Source organism: Sphingosinicellaceae bacterium (genome assembly GCA_019285715.1).
GTDB lineage: Bacteria > Pseudomonadota > Alphaproteobacteria > Sphingomonadales > Sphingomonadaceae > Glacieibacterium.
On record CP079108.1, the window covers coordinates 1,820,780 to 1,840,634 of the forward strand.

Sequence of the window (19,855 nt, forward strand, 5' to 3'; positions counted from 1 at the left end):
GTCCATCACCGTGTTAGGGCGGTGACACGATGAACCTGTCTCGCCAATGAACGGGATTTTGCACCAGTTGTTGGGCAGGAGTGCCGCTCGCGAAACGACGTCCGAAATGTTGCTGCCCGGATGCGACCACGATACGGTCGTTTCCGGACAGTAGGGGATCTGAGCCGATGACCACGGTGCCGGAACTGCTCAAGCTTTCGCAGGCCGAACTCGACGCGCGCTTCACCGCCGCCGACGCCGGTTCGATCCCCGACGGGGAGGGCGTCGGCACCGCGATCATCGCGCCCGGCACGACGTGGAGCGACGAGATCGCCGCCGCCGTCCGGCTGGTCGCGTGGCAGGGCAAGATCTTCGATGCGGAGCACGGCTTCCTGCGCAACCACATCCTGCCGTTCGGCATCAAGGCGATCGTTGCCAAGGTCTACAAGGGTCCGAGTTGGCTCGACAGCAAGGAGTGCGTCGTCCTCGACTATTCGGAGACGTCGCTGATCGCGCAGTGGATCCGCGACGAGATCCGCGAAATCGAGCCCAGACTTTATCTGGGCAAGGTCTACTGGAACAAGACGCGGCTGATCGACTTCGCGCTGCAGTTCTAGGGCTCACCCAGGATCGCATCCGCGGCCTTTTCCGCGACCATCATGATCGCCGCCGAGATGAAGAAGCCCGGGATGCGTGGGAAGACGCTGGCATCGACGACCCGCAGTCTAGGCACGCCGCAAACCCGGAAGTCGGTGTCGAGCACGGTGCCGATGGCCGCGGTGCCGCAGGCGTGGTGGCCCCAGGCATGGTCGGCAATCCACCGCTCGAGCGCGGCGCCGGTGACGTCCGCGCCGGGCGAGAGTTCGGCCTCGATCAGGCCGGCCCGGTGCCCGGCGGCGGCGATCTCGCGGGCGATGCCGACCGCCTCGGCGACCGCCTTGAGGTCGAAGTCGCCGTCGGCGAAATACGCGAAGTCGATGACCGGAGGCGCCTTCGGGTCGAGTGAGGCGAGGCGCACGGTGCCGGCGCGGTTACGCGTGCGGCCTTTCAGGATCGCCCACGTCAGGCAGTCGTCGAATTGGCCGATTACACGCGAATAGCCCGTGGCATAGCCTTCGAAGCGCGCCACCAGCGCCATCAGCCACAGGTCGGCGTCGGGGCCGGTCGTGCCCGCCGACCGCCGCGACACCCCGAGCGCGACGCCGTTCGAGGTGTACAGGCCCTCTCGCTCGTGCCGTGCCCAGCGCCGGAACACCGGATCGCCGCGCTCGTAGCAGGCGGCAGCGAGCGCCGCCCAGGGCATGACCATCTTGCTGACGATCCCGACTTCGTAGCGGTCCTGGAGGTTGGCGCCGACGCCGGGGCTGTCGACCACGACCGGGATGCCGTGGCGCGCAAGTTCGTCCGCCGGGCCGATCCCCGACAGCATCAGAAGCTGCGGGGAGTTGAAGCTGCCGCCGCACAGGATGACCTCCTTGCCCGCGATGACCCGGCAGGGAGTGCTCGCCGCGGTCGAGGCACCGGGTGTCGCCCCGTACAGCCGCGCGCCCTTCAGATACTCGATGCCGACCGCCCGGCCCTCGGCATCGAGCATGATGCGCGTCGCCAGCGCGTCGAGTTCGATGTGCAGCCGCTCGGGATGGCGGCGCTGGACCTCGAGCAGGCGCTCGCGGGTGCCCTGCCGCGCGTGGCCGGTGGTCGACAGCGGCACCGTCCAGACGCCCTCCTGGCCCGCCATGCGTGCGTCGTTGGGGTCGCCCTTGCCCGTCAGCAGCCGCATCAGCCAGCCGCGCCTCCGCCCGACCGCGGCCATCGCGCTGACCAGCATCGTGCCCATCATCGTGCGGTCGCGGAGCACGTCCGCCGGCATCGCGGTCTCCACGCCGAGCCAGCCGCGCCAGCCGTGCGCGCTGGCGTCGCGGCCGGTCAGGCGGGCGAGCCAGCGGCGGACCGGGCGGTGGTGGCAGGCCTCGATGCGCTGCCAGTATTTACGCATGTTCGCCCCCGACCAGCTCGGGTCGCCGGTGAGTTCGGCGACGGCGTCCCAGTCGCCGGGCGGCGGCGGCATAATGATCATGGCGTTATGCGCGGTGCACCCACCCAGCGTGCCGGCGCGGGGGTAGAGGACGCCCCGGGCACCGCATTTCGGGTCGCGCGCGGCGCGCTCCGGGTTGGCATAGTGAGCGACCCGGAAATTCCACGCGGTCACCGCGTTCTCGGAGGCCTTGGCGTGGAAGCCGGGGACATCATAGTCGTCGCGTGCTTCGGGGGTGGAACGCGGGTCGCCACCCGCCTCCAGCACCACGACCGTCGCGCCGCGCTCGGCAAGCCGCGCCGCCAGAGTGCCGCCGCCCGCGCCCGAGCCGACGACGACATAGTCGGGGCGTTCGATCACGACTTCAGCGGCCCCGTCACAGGGTTTTCAGATACTCGACCAGGGCGCGCTTGTCGGCGTCCGCCAGCACCGGCTCCTTGCCCCAGCGCTTCTCGTCGGGGGTCAGGCCGTCCTGCTCGTTGAACTTTGCGGTGCCGAAGTAATGCCCCCGGTTGACCACCATGTCGGGGCATTTCGACAGCGCCAGCATCGGTGCTGCAAGGTCCGCGAAGTGCTTGCGCAGCGCCGCGTCGTCAGCGCCCTTGGGCACGCTCAGAAGGTCGAGCTTGAGCTTGAGCAGCAGCCCGGCGACCTCGCCGTAGTGCCTGGTCAACGACGCGCCCTCGGCGAGCGGCTGGATGTTCGACAGCAGGTTGACCGGCACCCCGGCGGGGATCGGCCCGAGGCTGATGTTGCCGCTCGCATCCACGAGTTGCGGCACCACGCGATGACCGGGACCGTCGAGCCGCCTCAGGAACGGCGGCACGTAGCCGCGCGGGATGAAGATCCAGCTGCGCTCTGAAGTCCGGTCGATGGTGCCGTCGACCTTGTTGCCGAGCACCGAATCCATCTGGCGGGTCTCGGGCCACAGCATCTGGCGGATGCCCGCGTCGAACATCGCCATCCGGCCCTGGACGCTCGGGTCCTGGTTGAACGGCCCGACGCTGTTGTTGAGGAGGTACGGCGCGGTCGACCACAGCGAGACCAAGCTCGGCGGCCGGGTATAGCCGCGCCCGCCGCCCGCCATCGCATAGGCCGAGCGCGCTCCGGTAAACGGGTTGGCGATCGTCACCGACCCGACCGCGGGCAGGGTCTTGTAGCTGGCGCTCGAGAAGTTGTCCCAGATGTTGCCGCCGATGGCGTTCGAGGCGAGCGGCGAACAGGCGTTGGTGCGCAGCAAAGTCGCCGGGATGCGCGCTTCCGTCGACAAATAATTGCCCTGCCGGAAGTCCGGCGCGGCCACGATCTGCCGCATCTGCGCCTTGTAACCCGGCGTCTGCGTCCACGCCCACCAGCGGGCGAAGCGCTGCAGATACTCCGGCCCACCGCCGCCGAGGCGAGCGTCCGCAGCTGGAACCGGCCCCTTGCTCGAATGGCAGCGTGCGCAGGTGTCGGCGAAGGCATTGCGACCGCGCTCCAGCGTCTCGGGCGTGGCGGTCAGGAACGCCGCACCGCCGGGGGCGCGCGCGAGGTCGTCCGGTCGTCCGGCCTTGAGGAAGAAGCGCGCCATGTCGGGCGTGCCGTCCTCGGTCGCGCGCCAGTAGGCGGAGTGGGCGCGGGCGCTCGCGATGGTGATCGGGCTTATCGGCTTGCCGCCGACGACCGGGTTGAAGTGCCGCAGCCATTCCTCTGAGAACAGCCCGATGTTGAGGTACACCCGGTTGAGCGCGCCGAGCGCCCCGACCGAGTCCGCGCCGTCCTTCAAAACGTGCGGAGTCAACACCTTATCGGGCGCAGTAAACAAACCGGTCAAGGGTCCGGACTTGATGTAATCGTTGAACTGGCGGTTGTCCTTCTGGCCGCCGGCGATGGTCTCGTTGCCGATGTGACGCGCCATCTCCAGCCGCTCGGGCAGGTTATAGATCGCGTTCATCGTCCTGGGATTGTTGATGTTGTCGCTCGACACCAGCGAGGTATCCATCGCGCCGGGCCGGTAGGTGCGGACCAGCTGGACCATGAAGCTGCGTGGGTCGGGCTTCACCATGAACAGCCGGTCGACCCACATATATTGCGCGCCGACCGTCGAGCTGAGGTTGGCGTAGGCAGGATGTGCCGGATCGGCGGGCGGATGCAGCGGGCTCGGTCCGATGTGGCAGAAACCGCACGACATGCCGACGCGGTAGGGGCGGACCAGCGTGGCGTCGTTGTAGTAGCTCGGGTCGGAATAGAAGCGCACCGGGTCCCAGCGGGCGCGGGCCTTGGCGTCGAAGTCGGGGTTGGTGAATAGTCGCAGCCCGACGATGCCGGTCGGCTCGCCGTACGCGCTGCCGATGGGCAGGGTGACGCCGCCGATGTCCGTGCCGCGCGCGCCGATCTTGACGCCCGGATACGCCTTGGCATCCGCGAACGGGTCGGGCGCGCAGGCGGCGTCGCGCTGGTCAAGGGGCAGGCCGAAATGCCGGGGATCGGGGCCCGTGGCGGCGGCGAAGCATGGCTCGTTGATGACGCCGAGGTATTGCCAGCGCTTGTCGCGCGCGAGGTCGGTGCCCGGCGGCGCGGCGACGATCTTGAGCAGGTCGAAGCCCCCGAAGGTCGGCCTCGACATGGTGTCCCAGAAGCGGTCGTCGCCGGCGGTCCAGACGTTCCACATGTTGCGGCCGCGGATCTCGGCCGGCGTCAGCGCGACGCCATTGTCCATGTCGTGGAAATAATCCTCCGACGCGTGGCGGAAGCCCTTGCCGTCGACCGCCATGCCGGCACGGACAGCCTCGTCTTCGACCGCCGCGGGCTTGCTGCAAGCTGCAAGCAGGAGTGCCGTTCCGATGATCCAGTGCGCCCGCATCGCATCGTCCCCCCCGCGTCTCGTCCAGCGCCAAAGCAACCTGCGACCCGGTGCGGCGGTAGACCCGCCGTCCATGCAACGATGACGCCGCTGCAGCCCCCCGGTCAAGCGATGCCTGACGTGTCTATCCCCGTAATCCTCGCTATCCACAGGCCAGAAGCTTGAGATTCCGCTTTGCAGACCCGGGGTCGAGGCACATCATCCACCTGTAGCCGGAAGCCGGACGGACGCTGAAAAGCCGAAGGAAAGCAGAAGGTTATAGCCGGGCAGACGAGCCGGAATGGCGTGCAAGCGCTGGACCGAGCGACGCGGCCGGGCAGGTGAAGCGAGACGACGTGCGAGCGTGTGAACAGACCGGGCAGCCGGCCGGTCCGCAGACCCGCCACGAACCGGACGTGGATCCCGGTGGGAGACTCCCGAGCCATCGGCCAAGCCTTCGGGCCTGGCTACCGGCGACGGACGATCCCGCTGAAGTGCCGCAGCACTGGCAGGGTCGCAGCGGCGAGAGCCGGAGCGAGACCGCAAAGCGCGGCGACACAGTAGGGGCCGGTGGCGACACCGGCCCCTATTTGCTTGATACGAATTGCTTCGGCTGATTGCTGCGTCAGAAGCTCTGGTGTCATCCCGGGCTTGACCCGGGACCCAGCTAACCCAGCGGTCCGGGCCCGGAGTGAGCTGGGTCCCTGGTCAAGCCCGGGATGACAGTAACAGGCTCGCGCCCTAGAACCGCGTCGACAACTGCACCAGCCCGCCGGTGCTGTCACCGCCCATGCTGACGCGCGTGCTGTCGTTCAGGCGCCGCGTGAACAGGAAGGCAGAGCCCTCGCCAATCGCGGCTCCGGCGACGACGTCGTACCAGTGGTGGTCGTGCGTGTGGACCCGGCTGTAGCCGACCAGCGCTGCGACCAGCTCGAATGGCAATCCTGTCTGCCACCCGTAGCGCGCGTGGAGATAGCCTGCCCCCGCGAACGCCAGCGAGGTGTGGCCCGACGGGAAGCTGTGGTTGCCGCCGTTGGGCCGGCGCTCGTTGACCGCGTACTTCAGGCCTTCGGTCGAGGCGAACGTCAGCGCGCCGGTCTCGGCGAGCTGGACGAGGCCATTGTGGTCGGAATTGAGGACGGTGATCCCTGCCGCAGCGACAGGAATGCCGTACGCGCCGAGGTCGGCAAAAAGGTGCCAGGCCTTGTCGCTGGCCGCGGCTGGTGCGGCGACCACGAGCGCCGCGACACAGGCGCCGATCGGCAGATTATAACGCATGCGAGGGTTCCCCTTCATCGTGTCCAGTTCACGTTCTTGACGTCTACGGATGTTAGCTCCGTTGAAAAACAGACGCCGCGGCGAGCGAAAACCGCAGCGACCTAGAGGGCGAGGCCCCAGAAACTGTCGACCACCATCGCCGCCGCAACCACCAGCGCCGCGACGCTGATGATCAGCACCGCACCCGCCACCATGTCCTTGATGACCTTGATTTCCGGGTGCAATTCGGGATGAAGCAAATCGATCACCGATTCCATCGCGGAGTTGATCAGCTCCAGCGCCAGCACCAGCGCGATCGTCACCGCGACCAGCGCCCACCACACCGGCGCCGGGCGCAGCACGAGCAGCGCGACGCCCGCCGCGGCCGCAAACAGGCAGTGGGTGCGGAAGCTGCTCTCGCGCCGCCAGCCGCTGCGCCAGCCTGCCAAAGCGAAGCCGACGCGCACGCGCAGCGGTCGGTTCTTGAAATCGTCCCCGGTCATTGCCTGGCACGATAGCAGTGTGCCGGTCCGGCGTCTTGCGTCCCCGTCTTGCATCCGTCGCCGCAGCCCGCGACAGTCTGCACGGGGAGATTAGTTGCTATGTTCATAGCCGAGGCCGCGCCCGTGGTTCACCTGCCATGGTATCGGCACCTGTACGTCCAGGTCCTGGCGGCGATCGCGCTGGGCGTGCTGGTCGGGGCGCTGTGGCCCGAGACCGGGGCCGCGTTGAAGCCGCTCGGCGACCTGTTCATCAAGCTCGTGAAGATGGTCATCGCCCCGGTGATCTTCCTGACCGTGGTCACCGGCATCGCCGGCATGAGCGAGCTGTCGAGCGTCGGGCGCATCGCGGGGCGGGCGTTCGCCTATTTCCTGACGGTGTCGACGCTGGCGCTGATCGTCGGGATGATCGTCGCCAACACCGTGCAGCCGGGCACCGGGTTGCACATCGACCCCGCAACGCTCGATGCGAAGGCGGTCCACGAATACACCGTCAAGGCCCACGACACGACGATCGTCGGCTTCATCAGCAACATCGTGCCGTCGACCCTGGTCGGGGCGCTGGCGGGCGGCGAGATCCTCCAGGTGCTGTTCGTGGCGATCCTGTTCGGTATCGCGATGGCGCTGGTCGGCGAGCGTGCCAAGCCGCTGCTCGGACTGTTCGAATCAGCAGTGCAGGTCGTGTTTCGCCTCGTCGGCATCCTGATGAAGGCGGCGTCGATCGGGGCGTTCGGGGCGATCGCCTTCACCATCGGCAAGTACGGCATCGCCTCGATCGTCAATCTCGCGGCGCTGGTCGGGACGTTCTACGCGACATCGCTGTTCTTCGTGCTCGTCGTGCTTGGCGTGATCGCCAAGCTAGCCGGCTTCAGCCTGTGGCGTCTGCTGGTGTATCTGAAAGCGGAGCTGCTGCTGGTGCTCGGCACGTCGTCGTCCGAAGCCGCGCTGCCGGCGCTGATCCACAAGCTCGAGGCGGCGGGATGCGCGCCGCGCGTGGTAGGACTCGTGGTGCCAACCGGCTATTCGTTCAATCTCGACGGCACGAACATCTACATGACGCTGGCGGCGCTGTTCATCGCACAGGCGTGCGACATCCACCTGTCGCTCGGTGAGCAATTGCTCCTGCTCGGCGTCGCGATGCTGAGCTCGAAGGGTGCGGCGGGCGTGACCGGCGCGGGCTTCATAACGCTGGCTGCAACGCTGTCGGTGGTGCCGAGCGTGCCGGTCGCGGGCATGGCGCTGATCCTCGGCGTCGACCGCTTCATGAGCGAGTGCCGCAGCCTGACCAACTTCGTCGGCAACGCGGTCGCCACCATCGTCGTCGCGGGCTGGGAGGGCGACCTCGACCGCGAGCGGCTGACGTCGGTCCTGTCCGGCAAGCCCGCGCCCGATCAGGTCAGGCCTTTGGCAGCCGGCTGACGATATCCTTGACCTCCTGCGCGCGGTCGGCGGCTGCCACCAGCACCGCGCCGTTGGTGACGACGATGATCAGGCCCGCGACGCCGAGCGTGGCAACCAGCGGCCCCTCGGTACGGACCAGGCAGTTGCTCGTGTCCGCGAGCAGGACCGGGCCGCGGGTGACGTTGCCGTGCGCGTCGGGGGTGCCGTGGGCATGGACCGCGTTCCACGAGCCGATGTCGGACCAGCCGATGTCGACGGGAACCACCGAGACCTTCGCGGCCTTCTCCATCACCGCGTAGTCGACCGAGATCGACGGCGCGCTGCCGAACGCGTCGGCGTCCGGGTGGACGGTCGTGCCCTCGCGGTGGGCGGCGGTGAACGCGGCGGTGGCAGCCGCATGCACAGCCGGTGCATGGTCGGCGAGGGCGGCGAGGTAGGCGTCGGCGCGGAACAGGAACAGGCCGCCGTTCCAGGCGAAGTTGCCGGTCGCCAGCATGGCCTCGGCCGTGGCGCGGTCGGGCTTCTCGACGAAGCGCGCGGCGACGTGGACGCCAGGTGCCAGGTCGGTGCCGGTCTCGATATAGCCGTAGCCGGTCTCGGGGCCGGTCGGCGCAATGCCAAAGGTCGTCAGCCAGCCCTCGGCGACCGTCGATGCGGCGCGCTCGACTCCCGCCAGCAGCGCCTCGGGAAGGTCGATGACATGATCGGAGGGCATCACCAGCATGACGCCCGCGGAGTCGCGTGCGGCGACCTCGAGGGCAGCCAGCGCGATCGCCGGGGCGGTGTTGCGCGCCATCGGCTCGACGATCGTTGCGGAAGCGTTAACGCCGATTTCGCCGAGCTGTGTCGCGATCGTCACGGCGTGCGCGGTACCGCAGACGATGACCGGCGCATGGTAGCCGGCACCGGCGGTGCGCAGTGCGGTCTCCTGCAACATCGTGCGCGCGCCGGTCAGCGCCAGCAGTTGCTTGGGGAGCGCCGGGACGGACAGCGGCCACAGGCGCGTTCCGGCTCCGCCGGACAGGATCACCGGCCAAATTATTGTATTCATGGTACTCGCCTTGGACCTTCGTGATGACAAATGCGGGACTTTGGCGTTAGGGTCGTCAACGGGGACGTAGCAACAAGGGCCGGGCAAAGCCAAGTGAAGCTGACCGATGTCGGCCTGTTCAGTCATCTGATCGCATGCGTCGGCTTCGCCGTGCTCGGGATCAGTGCGGTCTCCAGGCGCCGCGCCAGCGAAACCAGCCTGGCGCTCGGCGTCGCGGCGCTGACCACTGCGACGTGGGCCCTGGTCTATGTCGCGGCGGCGCGGTTCGGAGCTGGGCCCACCGCGTGGCTGTCGCCGCTGGAGACGTTGCGCAGCGCCTCGTGGATCGTCTTCCTGCTCTCACTGCTGAGGGTGTCGTGGTCGCTCGACGACCGGCTGCGCTCGTCGTTCGCAATTGCCGGCGCGATCGGGTTCGTCACCACCGTGCAGCTGATGCTCGATGTTTTCGGCCGGGCCGGCGAGGGCGGCGCACCGATGCTGGCGACGCTGTTCATTATTACCCGGTTGACCGTGGCGATCTCCGGACTGGTGCTGCTCCACAACCTGTACGTCAACGCGGTGGCGGGGACGCGAACCGGGATTCGCCTGCTGTGCATCGGGCTGGCGGGCTTCTTCGGCTACGACCTCAACCTGTACACCCTGCAGTTCCTGCTCGGGCACCTGTCGGCCGATCTGTACAACATCCGCGGCGCGGTCGACGCGATTGTCGTGCCGCTGCTGCTGATGTCGGCGAGCAGCTCGTGGGTGGCGCGGGTCCAGGTGTCCCGGCAGGTGGTGTTCCATACGCTGTCGTTCTCGATCATCGGAATCTACCTGATCACGATGGCGCTGACCGCCTACGGCCTCAGGCTGGTCGGCGGCGACTGGGGGCGCCTGCTCCAGATCAGCTTCCTGTTCGCGACCGCGATCGGCGGCGCAATCGTCATCGTCTCGCAGCGCTTCCGGGCCCGGCTCCGCGTTGTCATCGCCAAGAACTTCTTCGCCTACAAATACGACTACCGGCAGGAGTGGCTGCGCTTTATCTCGATTGTCTCGCGCACCGACGGGCAGCCGCTGGCGCAGCGCGTCGTGGAGGCGGTGTGCGTCGTCGTCGATGCGCCGGGCGGGGCCCTCTACATCCCAGGCGACGACGGCGGCTTCGACCTCGTCGACGGCTGGAACCGCGGCGGCTTCGTCGGCGAACGCTTGGCCCCGGCACCGGGGCTGGCGCGCTATCTCGGGACCCAGCAGCGCATCGTCGACTTCGACGAGTGGCGCGACGGCGAGGGTGCCTATGAGGGGCTGGCGATCCCGGTCTGGGCGGCGAACGACCGGCGGGTGTGGCTGGCCATTCCCCTCGTCCACCTCGACAGCCTGGCGGGCGTCATCGTGCTCGAGCGGACGTTGGCCGCGCGCGACCTCAACTGGGAGGATTTCGAGCTGCTGCGCACCCTCGGGCGGCAGGCGGCGAGCTATATCGCCGAGGCGCAGACCCAGACCGCGCTCGACGAGGCTGGCTCGTTCGACGAATTCAACCGGCGCTTCGCCTTCATCATGCACGACATCAAGAATCTCGTGTCGCAGCTCAGCCTGGTATCGCGCAACGCCGAGCGCCACGCCGACAACCCCGCCTTCCGCGCCGACATGGTGGCGACGCTGCAGTCCTCGGTGGGCAAGATGAACGACCTGCTGGCGCGGCTGGCGCAGCACAACACCGGCCGGCCCGACACGCCCGAGCCGGTCGACGCGGCCGAGCTGATCGGGCAGATCGTCAGCACCAAGCGCCGCCAGCACTCGCCGATCTACCTCGTCGTCGACAGCGGCCCGGCAACCGTCGCTGCCGACCCGGCGCGGCTTGAGCAATTGTTCATCCACCTGATCCAGAATGCCATCGACGCCAGCACTGCGGACGCCCGTATCGACATCGCGGTCAAGGCACACGCAGGGCACGGACAGGCCGGCCACGTCGTGGTCACCATCGCCGACCACGGCCACGGCATGTCGGCCGCCTTCGTCCGCGGCGAGTTGTTCAAGCCGTTCCGGTCGACGAAACCGGGCGGCTTCGGCATTGGTGCCTATGAGGCCCGGTCGATCGTTCGCTCCCTCGGCGGGAGTCTGGACGTTTTAAGCCGGGAAGGGGAGGGGACCGTCTTTACAGTGACCGTCCCGACGATAGCCGCGTCGGTGCCGGGTCCGGGACCGACGCTCGGGCCGGGTCCCGGACCAAATGCCGGTACGTGCGTGCCTGAAAGGAATGTTGCTTGAGTAGTGCGCCGGTCCGGAAACTGCTGGTTGTCGAGGACGACGAGGGACTGCAGCGCCAGTTGCGCTGGAGCTACGAGGACTATGACGTCGTCATTGCCGGCGACCGCACTGCGGCGCTGGAAGCCGTGCGCGCGTATTCGCCCGCGGTCGTGACCCTCGACCTCGGCCTGCCGCCCGATCCCGACGGTACCAGCGAAGGCTTCGCGACGCTGACCGAGATCCTGCGCGCCGCGCCTGAGACCAAGGTCATCGTCGCATCGGGCCACGGCGCTCGTGAGAGCGCGCTGCGGGCTATCGCTGCGGGCGCGTTCGATTTCTACGCCAAGCCGGTCGACATCGACGAGCTCGGGCTGATCGTCCGGCGCGCTTACCACGTCGCCGACCTCGAGGCCGAGAACCGCCGTCTGGCGGACGTCGTCGGCCCATCGGACGTGCTTGGCGGCATCATCACCGGCTCACCGGAGATGCTGAAAGTGGCGCGTATGATCGAGCGCGTCGCCGTCGCCGATGTCTCGGTGATGCTGCTCGGCGCCAGCGGCACCGGCAAGGAACTGCTGGCGCGCGGTCTCCACAACGCCTCGCTGCGCAAGAACAAGCCGTTCATCGCGATCAACTGCGCCGCGATCCCCGAGAACCTGCTTGAGTCGGAGCTGTTCGGCTACGAGAAGGGTGCCTTCACCGGTGCCGCCAAGACCACCGAGGGCAAGATCGAACTGGCCGAAGGCGGTACCTTGTTCCTCGACGAGGTCGGCGACATCCCGCTGCCGCTCCAGGTCAAGTTGCTACGCTTCCTGCAGGAGCGCGTCATCGAGCGCATCGGCGGCCGGCGCCCGATCCCGGTCGACGTCCGCATCGTGTGCGCCACCCACCAGGACCTCGACGCGATGATCATCAGCGGGCGCTTCCGCGAGGACCTGTATTATCGGCTCGCCGAGATCGTCGTCCGCATCCCGTCGCTCGCCGAGCGGCCCGGCGACGCGACTCTGCTGGCGCACCACTTCCTCGGCAAGTTCGGGCGCGAGCATGGCCGGCCGTTCAAGGGCTTCACCCCCGATGCCGTCGCCGCGATGACCGACTGGCACTGGCCGGGCAACGTCCGCGAACTCGAGAACCGCCTGAAGCGCGCAGTGATCATGGCGGAGGGCACCCGCCTCGACGCCAACGACCTCGACCTTGGCGACAAGAGCGACGGCGCGGCGGCACTCAACCTCAAGAACGCCCGCGAAACCGCCGACCGCCGCGCCATCCGCCTCGCCATGGCGCGCACCGAGGGCAACATCAGCAGCACCGCCAAGCTGCTCGGGGTCAGCCGCCCGACGCTGTACGACCTGCTCAAGCAATACGGGCTGGAGATACCGAACTAGGCGCGTTGGCGGCCAACAAGCCCAACCGGAGCCGGTAGCGCTTGCATCGCCGCCGACCGCCGCCTACACGAACCGCCGGTCGGAGCGTGGCGCAGCCTGGTAGCGCACTTGACTGGGGGTCAAGGGGTCGCAGGTTCGAATCCTGTCGCTCCGACCAGAACTTACCCCCAGCCAGCGAACCACTGCGTAGCGGTGGGGGGACGAACCATGGGTGACCCCGGCAGCGCGCTCGCAGCGCCGGTCCGGGGTTCGATCATCCAGCTGGAAGCGTGACCTTGGGCACCGTCGTGAATGGCTTGATCCCGAACTTGGGATAAGCCTCGGTCGGGTAGTAGAAAACCCCGTCCTTGACGACCATCGAGATCGTCTTGATCGCCTTCAGGTCCTTGGTCGGGTCGCCCGGAATCAGGAAGAAGTCGGCGAGCTTGCCCTTGTCGATCGAGCCCAGGCGCTGGTCCTGGCCGGTGTACTTGGCACTGTCGTAGGTTGCGCGCTTGAGGATCTCGGGGGCGGTCATGCCGGCCTTCTGGTACAGTTCGAGCTCGCGGTGATAGGTGAACGAGCCGCCGGTATCGGTCCCGAAGACGATGAACACACCGCGGTCGTGGAGCTGGCGGACGACCGCGACCAGCTTGTCGAAGGCGCCGCGGTACAACTTGTCGTCACCGGGCACGGACGTGTCGATCCAGGCCTTCATCGCGTCGCGGCGGTATCCGATCGGCATGTGGTCGATGTAGTCGACGGCCCCCGGCGGCACCTGGCCGTCGCGGTTCTGGGTCAGCTGCTCGTGGATACCGAGCGTCGGGTCGATCGCCTTCTTGCCGTCGACCATCAGCTGGATCGTGTGCTGGACCTTCGGCTCGTTCAGGTCGAGCGCCGGCAGCCGCTTCAGCGCGGTCAGGCGGAACAGGGTGCGGGTGTCCTCCTTCGGCCCGATCACCCAGCCCAGCACGAACTGGTTGATGTGGGTCATCTCGTCGTAGCCGGCCTCGATCATCTGGTCGGCGTTGGCGAAGGCCGGAACGTGTCCGGCAACGCGCATCCCGAGCTTGTGCGCCTCGGCGACCATCGCCGGCACCCAGGCCGGGTTCATGCTGTTGTAGATCTTGATCTGCCAATAGCCCCGCGCGCCGTACCAGCGCACCGCGTCGAGCGCCTGCTGCTGGCTGTCGACGAGGATGCCGTTGTTGGCGCTGAACGGGCTCTTCCCTTCGATGAAGCCGGAGCGGATGACGTGCGGCCCGCCGATCTCACCCGAGTCCATGCGCTTGATCAGCGTGTCGAGGACGGCGTTGTCGTTGCCCATGTCGCGGACCGTGGTGATGCCCGCGAGCAGGTTGAGCAGCGCGATGTCCTGCCCGATGTGCGCGTGCATCTCGTACATGCCGGCGACCAGCGTGCCACCGGCACCGTCGATGGTGACCTCGCCCGGCGTGGCGGGGCTGTCGACGGCTTCGACCGCCGCGATCTCCTTGCCGTTGACCAGCACCGAGACCGGTGCCGTCAGTGCGCTGGTGGCCGGATCGAACAGCCGGACGTTGCGGATGCGGACAGGTGCGCCGTAGTCGTGGGCGACGTCCTTCTGCATCGTCGTGAAGCGCGCCGTGGTCCAGTCGGCGGCCATGCCGCGCAGGCGCTTCTCCTCGGCCTCGTAGCCGGCCCGGACGATGATCGAGTTCGGGCTGACCGAGGCGAACAGCAGCCCCTTGTCGTCGAGCAGCATCGTCTCGGGGGTCAGGTCGATGCCGCTCAGGTCATAGCGCGTCACCTGCAGCGGTCCCCCCGCACCGGCGATTGCGAACGTCTCGCCTTTCTCCAGCCGCAGCGTGCCGCCGGGCAGGGCGGCCATCGTCATGCCGGGCTGCTTCAGCAGGGCCGTGGCGTAGAGCTGGTCCGACCACGGGCTGCCGCTTTGCGCGACATAGAGGGCCGCCTGCTTGACCTTGGCCGTACCCTTGCCGGTGGAGTCGGTCCACGTCGCGACATCGCCCTTGCGGTCGAAGTGCTCCTCGACCTTGCTGCCGAAGGTCGTCGCGCCGGTGATCGCCCAGCTGGTCGGCAAGCCATCGGCGCCGAGCGTGATGACCTCCGCCATCGTCGGGCCACGGCCGTTGTTCTTGATGTCGAAGTCAACCTTGACCGTGTCGCCCTGCCGGTCGGCAATCACGTGCCCGACGTTCTTGCCGCCGAAGATCGCGGTGAACTTCGCGGTCTCGGCGGAAGCCGTCGAAGCGAGCAGGGTGGCGGCGAGGCAGAGCGTTTTGATCATGTCCCAGCTATGTCACTCGCCCCCCGGAAATCAATGGGCTCCCGCAACGGCCGGTTCCGGCTTCCGCTCGCCTGGTTCGTGGGGGCGCCCCGGCGAGGCTGGCTGGGCCCGATGTTCGTAGGTAACGAACTCGGCGTGCCCGTAGACGGAGAGCAGCCTGGTGATCCGCGCGATCAGTCGCCGGTCGGCCAGGTCTCGCAGCACGGGCAGGCGTGACAACAGGCGGAAGACGCTCATCGTCAGGCCGATCTGCAGCGCGGCGAGGGTGAACCACGCCCGGTCGACGTTGCTGATCGTGACGCCCATCAGCGCGGCCGCCTGCCGGTCGCCGTTGAGGAAGTGCTTGAGGAAGAAGACGCGCGAAAAGCTGCGCTCGATGGTCCGGAACAGCCGCTGGCGCAAGGTTGCACCATCCCAGAGTTCCGCCGCCATCGTGGCGCGCACCAGGGAGCCGCAGATCCGGTCGTCGAAGCTGGCGCGCAGCGTCGCGCCCCGGACGTTCATGATATCGACGATACCCTGCGGCGTGTCGGGCAGCAGCGTCTCGGGCAGGCCGAGCAAGCGGCAGCGATAGCGCGCGAACTCGACGACGGCGCGCTCGTCCGGGGTGAATGCCGTCCGCCCCTCCCCGATGAGCTTGTACGACAGCAGGAAAATGTTGATCAGCCCGGCCGGCATCTGGTCGACCTGCGGGATCGGGAAGCCGTATTTCGCCTGATCCCACATCTTGGGCCGCCGCATGATGTTGAAGCGCACCATCGAGTGCATCAGCCTGACCATCGCCGCCGCTTTGAAGCCCGGCCCGAACCGGCTGAGCGCTCCCGGCAACGTCGTCACCGCGAAAAAGTTGGCGGTCTCCTTGACCCGGCGCGCCGCTGCGGAGTCCGACAAGGTGCCGGTCAGCGCCATCGGCAGCGCCGCATATTCGTTCATGAACGTCGCGATGAAGGCGCCACGGATCGCATAGGGCGACAGGTTCGCGGTGCCGTTGCGCTCCAGCCGGGCACCTTTCTCGACCAGTGCCATGTCGAGCCAGTCGGGCCGCTGCTCCATGTCGGCGATGAACGCGACGAGTTCCTCCGGGGCGTTCTCGACCGCTTCGATGCCGTGGTCGCAGGCGATGGTCAGCAGGTCGATCAACTCGCGGAACTTGAGAGTGGCCATCAGCGCGGCGTAGCGGTCGGCGGTAACGTCGCCCATCATGCTGTAGGCGCGCAGGCATTCGACCAGCTCGGTGTTCGCGAGGATCTGCGGTCGCTGCGCGGCGAGGCTCGGCGAAAGCGCCGACTTCACCTGTGGATCGATGGTGAAGCGCTCCGGATGCTGGTCGAAATCGAATGCCGCCCACAGCGCCGGCACACGCTCCCGTTGCGCCAGCACATCCGCCCAGATCGCCGCATTGCGCATTGTCGGTACCATGCTCTTGCCCCCGCCAGACCAAAACATATCAAGTGATACCTATTCGGAGTCAATGGCGGCGTTTTGCCCTCGAGGTTGACCTGGGATGCCGCCGACCGCTCTAAACCGCCGATGACATCCGCCGATCCCGTGGCAAGTCTGCCAGCCAAGCCACGCTACCGGCGCGGGCTGGAAAGCCGCGAGCGCATCCTGTTGGTGGCGTTGCAGGCCTTCGGCGAACGGGGCTTCCAGGCTGTCTCGACGCGCGAGATCGCGTCGGCGGCGCATGTCAACCTGCCCGCGATCCAATATTATTTCGGCAGCAAGGAAGGGCTCTACAAGGCCTGCGCCGAGCATATCGTGGCGCGCTACATGACGGCCAACCTGCCGGTAAGCGCAGCGGCGCTCGAGGCTGTGCTGAAGCGGGCGTCGCCGGGCACCTGCCAGACGCACCTGCTGAATGTCCTGACGACGCTGGGTCGTTTCCTGGTCGATTCAGACGAGGCACGCGGCTGGCCGCTGTTCATCCAGCGCGAGCTGGCCGACCCCGGCCCGGCGTTCGACATCCTGTTCGACCAGTTGTGGCACCCCGGCGTCGAACTTGTGGCCAAACTGATCGACGGCGCACGCGGTGACACCCCCGGCAGCGAAGGCTCGCGCCTCGAGGCGATCCACATGATCTCGGGCATCACCGCCTTCACCAGCGGGCGCGCGGCGATCGATCGCCTGCTGACCGACCCGCAGTCGCCGGTCGCGATCGCCGACCAGCTCTGCCGCCTGATCGAGCGGCAGGTCGCACTGGTTGCAGTGCAGGCGCCGTCCGCGCCTGACGGTGGGCATGACGTCGTACAGCGTGACGGAGTCGCCGTAAAAACTTGACAAATTGTACCAATTAGGTAATAAGATCGAGCTCCTCTTACTGGAGCATGCCACGGCATTTCTCGATGCGATCATCGGCCCCGTTGCGGGCCTGCTCGACAAATTGATCCCCGATCCGCAGGCGCGCGATGCCGCCAAGCTCGAATTGCTCCGAATGCAGGGCGGGCAGGATCTCGAACTGGTCAAGGCGCAGCTGTCGGCGATGGTCGCCGAGGCGCAGTCGACCGATCCGTGGACCAGCCGGGCGCGGCCCAGTTTCCTCTATGTGATGTACACCTTGTTGCTGTGGTCGATCCCGATGGGGCTGATCGCCGCCGTGCGCCCGGAGATGGCGGCCGCGATCGGCCAGGGCATGACCGGCTATCTCGCTGCGATCCCGGAGCCGCTTTATGCTCTCTTCGGAACCGGTTACCTCGGCTACACGGCGGCGCGCGAGTGGGGCAAATCACGGGTCGATCGGTGAGTTTCAGGTCGGTTGCTGGCGTGTCTGGCGCGGCTATAGAATCGTGCGAGGCGGTGCAGGCCGCGATTTCTCAAAAGGCTCGAGGGTGTAAACTCTGACAACTCTCGCGGCTCAAGGTGCCTGCCGGTAGCGTTTCGCCAGTTCGACATAGCCCGCTGCGGCGGCTCGGTTACGGTCGATCTCGGCCGTCGTCAGCCGCCGCATCGGAGCCGCCGGACGCCCGCCCCAAAGGTCGCCCGTCGGGATGCGCTTGCCCGGTGTCAGCAGCGCTCCGGCGGCGAGCATGGCGTCGCTCTCGATAACGCACCCGTCCATGATGATGCCGCCCATGCCGACGAAGGCGTGATCCTCGAGCGTGCAGCCGTGGATGATCGCGAGGTGTCCGATCAGGCAGTCGTTGCCGACGATCGTGGGGCGGGTGCCGGTGGTGACGTGGACGATGCTGCCGTCCTGGATATTGCTGCCGCGCCCGATCTCGATCGGCATGACGTCGCCGCGCAGCACGCAGTTGAACCAGATGCTCGCCTGCGCCCCGATGCGGACGTGGCCGATGACCTGGACACCGGGCGCGATGAAGGCGTCGGGCGCGATTGTCGGCAGGATGCCGTCGAAGGGGTGGAGGGTCACGGCCGCTGGATAAAGTAAGTGATGTGCGGCCGGACCAGGTGACCAACCGGGACCGCGGGGTGCTCGAAGTCGGCGGACGGGTCGCGGCTCATGCCGAGCCGCTCCATGACACGCCACGACTTTTCGTTGCTGGCCGTGGTGATCGCGGCGATGCGCGGGACCGCGGGGTTTGCAAAGCCGTGGCCCAGTGCCGCAAGTGCCGCCTCGGTGGCGTAGCCCTGGCCCCAGCCGTGCCGACCGAGCCGCCAGCCGATCTCGAAGTCGTCGGCGATCGGCGTGTCGGGTGCCCCGATCTTCAGGCCCGCCAGCCCGAGCAGCACGCCGTCGGTCTTGCGCTCGACCGCCCAGAAGCAGAAGCCGTGCTCGGCCTGCGCCGCGAGTTGACGGTCGACCTGCGCGTCGCTCTCGGCGCGGCTCATCGGGGCCACGAAGTAGCGCATCACGACCGGGTCGGCGTTGATCGCAGCGATCGCCTCGCGGTGGTCGTCGCGCCACTCGGCGAGGATCAGGCGCTCGGTCTCGATCATGGAAACAGCGGCGCCTGCAGCAGCCCGGTGGTCTCCGGCAGCCCGAACATCAGGTTGAAGTTCTGGATCGCTTGCCCCGACGAGCCCTTCACGAGGTTGTCGATTGCCGCGATGACCAGGGCCCGGCCGTGGATGCGGTCGGCGAAGACGTTGACCACGGCATGGTTCGAGCCGCGCACCATCCGGGTCGCGGGCGCGACGCCTTCGGGCAGCAGGTGGACGAACGGCTCGTCGATGTAGCGCGCCAGCAGAGCGGCGCGGAGGTCGGCGACGCTGCCACCGGTGAGCTCGACCGCGATGGTGACCAGCTCGCCGCGGTTGATCGGCACGAGGTGCGGCGTGAAGCTGATGCGGATGTCGCCGCCAGAGCGGCGGCCGATCTCCTGCTCGATCTCGGGCATGTGGCGGTGGCTGCCGATCGCATAGGGGTGGACCGCCTCGGCGACTTCGGCGAACAGGTTCGCCTCCTTCAGGCCACGCCCGGCGCCCGACACGCCCGACAGCGCATTGACCGAGACCCGCGCCGGATCGATCAGCCCGGCTTCGACCAGCGGCAGCACCGCCAGCAGCACCGCGGTCGGGTAGCAGCCGGGGCAGGCGACGATCTTCGCCTCCGGCAGGTCGGTGCGCGCGTACTCGGTCAGGCCATAGACCGCGTCCGACAGCAGCGCCGGAGCAGGGTGCTCACCGCCGTACCACTCGCCATAGGTCGCCGCGTCCTTCAGCCGGAAGTCCGCCGACAGGTCGATGATGCGCGGGCCGACAAGGGTCGATAGCAGCGCTGCCGACGCCGCGTGCGGCAGGCAGCCGAACACCGCGTCGATGCCGGTCCAGTCGACATCCTCGGCGCGGGTCAGGCGCGGCAGCTTCGGGTAAGGCGCGAAGTGCGGCCACACCTCCGCCATCGACAGCCCCGCCTTGGCGTTGGCGGACAGCGCCGTGATCTCGATGCCCGGATGCCCGAGCGCCAGCCGCACGAGGTCCGCGCCGGTGTAGCCGGAGGCGCCGAGGACGGCGATGCGGAGGGGAGTGGTCATGGC

Annotated in this window: 16 protein-coding genes and 1 tRNA gene; 7 read left to right on the forward strand and 10 right to left on the reverse strand. The window is 67.8% G+C overall.

Annotated elements, in window-relative coordinates:
• Positions 1–167: 167 nt before the first annotated feature.
• Positions 168–596, forward strand: coding sequence for a hypothetical protein (locus KX816_08510; GenBank protein QXQ08012.1), 429 nt, complete (start codon positions 168–170; stop codon positions 594–596).
• Here the strand turns inward: KX816_08510 and KX816_08515 are convergent.
• The 4 genes from KX816_08515 to KX816_08530 form a co-directional block, all read right to left on the reverse strand.
• Complete coding sequence (locus KX816_08515; protein QXQ08013.1) at positions 593–2,374, reverse strand: GMC family oxidoreductase; 1,782 nt, start codon at positions 2,372–2,374, stop codon at positions 593–595. The two genes, KX816_08510 and KX816_08515, sit on opposite strands and share 4 nt — an antisense overlap.
• Before the next feature lie 16 nt (positions 2,375–2,390).
• On the reverse strand, positions 2,391–4,856 hold the full coding sequence (locus tag KX816_08520) for a hypothetical protein (protein ID QXQ08014.1): 2,466 nt from the start codon (positions 4,854–4,856) through the stop codon (positions 2,391–2,393).
• A 720-nt stretch (positions 4,857–5,576) separates the two neighbouring features.
• Positions 5,577–6,113, reverse strand: coding sequence for a phosphatase PAP2 family protein (locus tag KX816_08525; GenBank protein ID QXQ08015.1), 537 nt, complete (start codon positions 6,111–6,113; stop codon positions 5,577–5,579).
• A 101-nt stretch (positions 6,114–6,214) separates the two neighbouring features.
• Positions 6,215–6,595, reverse strand: a complete 381-nt coding sequence (locus KX816_08530; GenBank protein ID QXQ08016.1) for a diacylglycerol kinase — start codon at positions 6,593–6,595, stop codon at positions 6,215–6,217.
• A gap of 99 nt (positions 6,596–6,694) precedes the next feature.
• Between KX816_08530 and KX816_08535 the strand changes: the two genes are divergently transcribed.
• A complete protein-coding gene (locus tag KX816_08535) occupies positions 6,695–8,011 on the forward strand; it encodes a dicarboxylate/amino acid:cation symporter (GenBank protein ID QXQ08017.1) in 1,317 nt (438 codons plus the stop codon).
• Here KX816_08535 and KX816_08540 read toward each other — a convergent pair.
• Entirely contained in the window at positions 7,989–9,044 is a 1,056-nt protein-coding gene (locus KX816_08540) for a mannose-1-phosphate guanylyltransferase/mannose-6-phosphate isomerase (GenBank protein ID QXQ08018.1), read from the reverse strand. The two genes, KX816_08535 and KX816_08540, sit on opposite strands and share 23 nt — an antisense overlap.
• 93 nt (positions 9,045–9,137) lie before the next feature.
• On the opposite strand from KX816_08540, the gene prsK reads away from it, so the two are divergent.
• The 3 genes from prsK (at position 9,138) to KX816_08555 (ending at position 12,809) form a co-directional block, all read left to right on the forward strand.
• Entirely contained in the window at positions 9,138–11,288 is a 2,151-nt protein-coding gene (gene prsK / locus KX816_08545) for a PEP-CTERM system histidine kinase PrsK (protein QXQ08019.1), read from the forward strand.
• Positions 11,285–12,652, forward strand: coding sequence for a PEP-CTERM-box response regulator transcription factor (gene prsR, locus KX816_08550; protein QXQ08020.1), 1,368 nt, complete (start codon positions 11,285–11,287; stop codon positions 12,650–12,652). Before prsK ends, prsR begins: the two co-directional genes overlap by 4 nt.
• An 80-nt stretch (positions 12,653–12,732) precedes the next feature.
• Positions 12,733–12,809, forward strand: a tRNA-Pro gene (locus tag KX816_08555).
• Between the two features lie 96 nt (positions 12,810–12,905).
• Here the strand turns inward: KX816_08555 and KX816_08560 are convergent.
• Together KX816_08560 and KX816_08565 are read right to left on the reverse strand one after the other, a co-directional pair.
• A complete protein-coding gene (locus KX816_08560) occupies positions 12,906–14,921 on the reverse strand; it encodes an amidohydrolase family protein (GenBank protein QXQ08021.1) in 2,016 nt (671 codons plus the stop codon).
• Between the two features lie 30 nt (positions 14,922–14,951).
• Complete coding sequence (locus tag KX816_08565) at positions 14,952–16,340, reverse strand: DUF2236 domain-containing protein (protein ID QXQ08022.1); 1,389 nt, start codon at positions 16,338–16,340, stop codon at positions 14,952–14,954.
• Between the two features lie 111 nt (positions 16,341–16,451).
• Here KX816_08565 and KX816_08570 point away from each other — a divergent pair, with 111 nt between their 5' ends.
• Positions 16,452–17,198 carry a CerR family C-terminal domain-containing protein gene (locus tag KX816_08570; protein QXQ08023.1) on the forward strand — a complete coding sequence of 249 codons (747 nt, stop codon included), beginning with the start codon at positions 16,452–16,454 and terminating at the stop codon, positions 17,196–17,198.
• A 40-nt stretch (positions 17,199–17,238) separates the two neighbouring features.
• Entirely contained in the window at positions 17,239–17,661 is a 423-nt protein-coding gene (locus KX816_08575; GenBank protein QXQ08466.1) for a holin family protein, read from the forward strand.
• A 111-nt stretch (positions 17,662–17,772) separates the two neighbouring features.
• Here KX816_08575 and KX816_08580 read toward each other — a convergent pair whose 3' ends face one another.
• Genes KX816_08580 through argC form a run of 3 tightly spaced genes read right to left on the reverse strand, consistent with a single transcriptional unit; the run spans position 17,773 to position 19,852 of the window.
• On the reverse strand, positions 17,773–18,288 hold the full coding sequence (locus KX816_08580) for a gamma carbonic anhydrase family protein (protein QXQ08024.1): 516 nt from the start codon (positions 18,286–18,288) through the stop codon (positions 17,773–17,775).
• Positions 18,285–18,815, reverse strand: coding sequence for a GNAT family N-acetyltransferase (locus KX816_08585; GenBank protein QXQ08025.1), 531 nt, complete (start codon positions 18,813–18,815; stop codon positions 18,285–18,287). The genes KX816_08580 and KX816_08585 overlap by 4 nt, the downstream gene beginning before the upstream one ends.
• Positions 18,812–19,852: an N-acetyl-gamma-glutamyl-phosphate reductase gene (gene argC / locus KX816_08590; GenBank protein ID QXQ08026.1), complete on the reverse strand. Its 1,041-nt coding sequence runs from the start codon at positions 19,850–19,852 to the stop codon at positions 18,812–18,814. Before argC ends, KX816_08585 begins: the two co-directional genes overlap by 4 nt.
• Positions 19,853–19,855 lie beyond the last annotated feature (3 nt).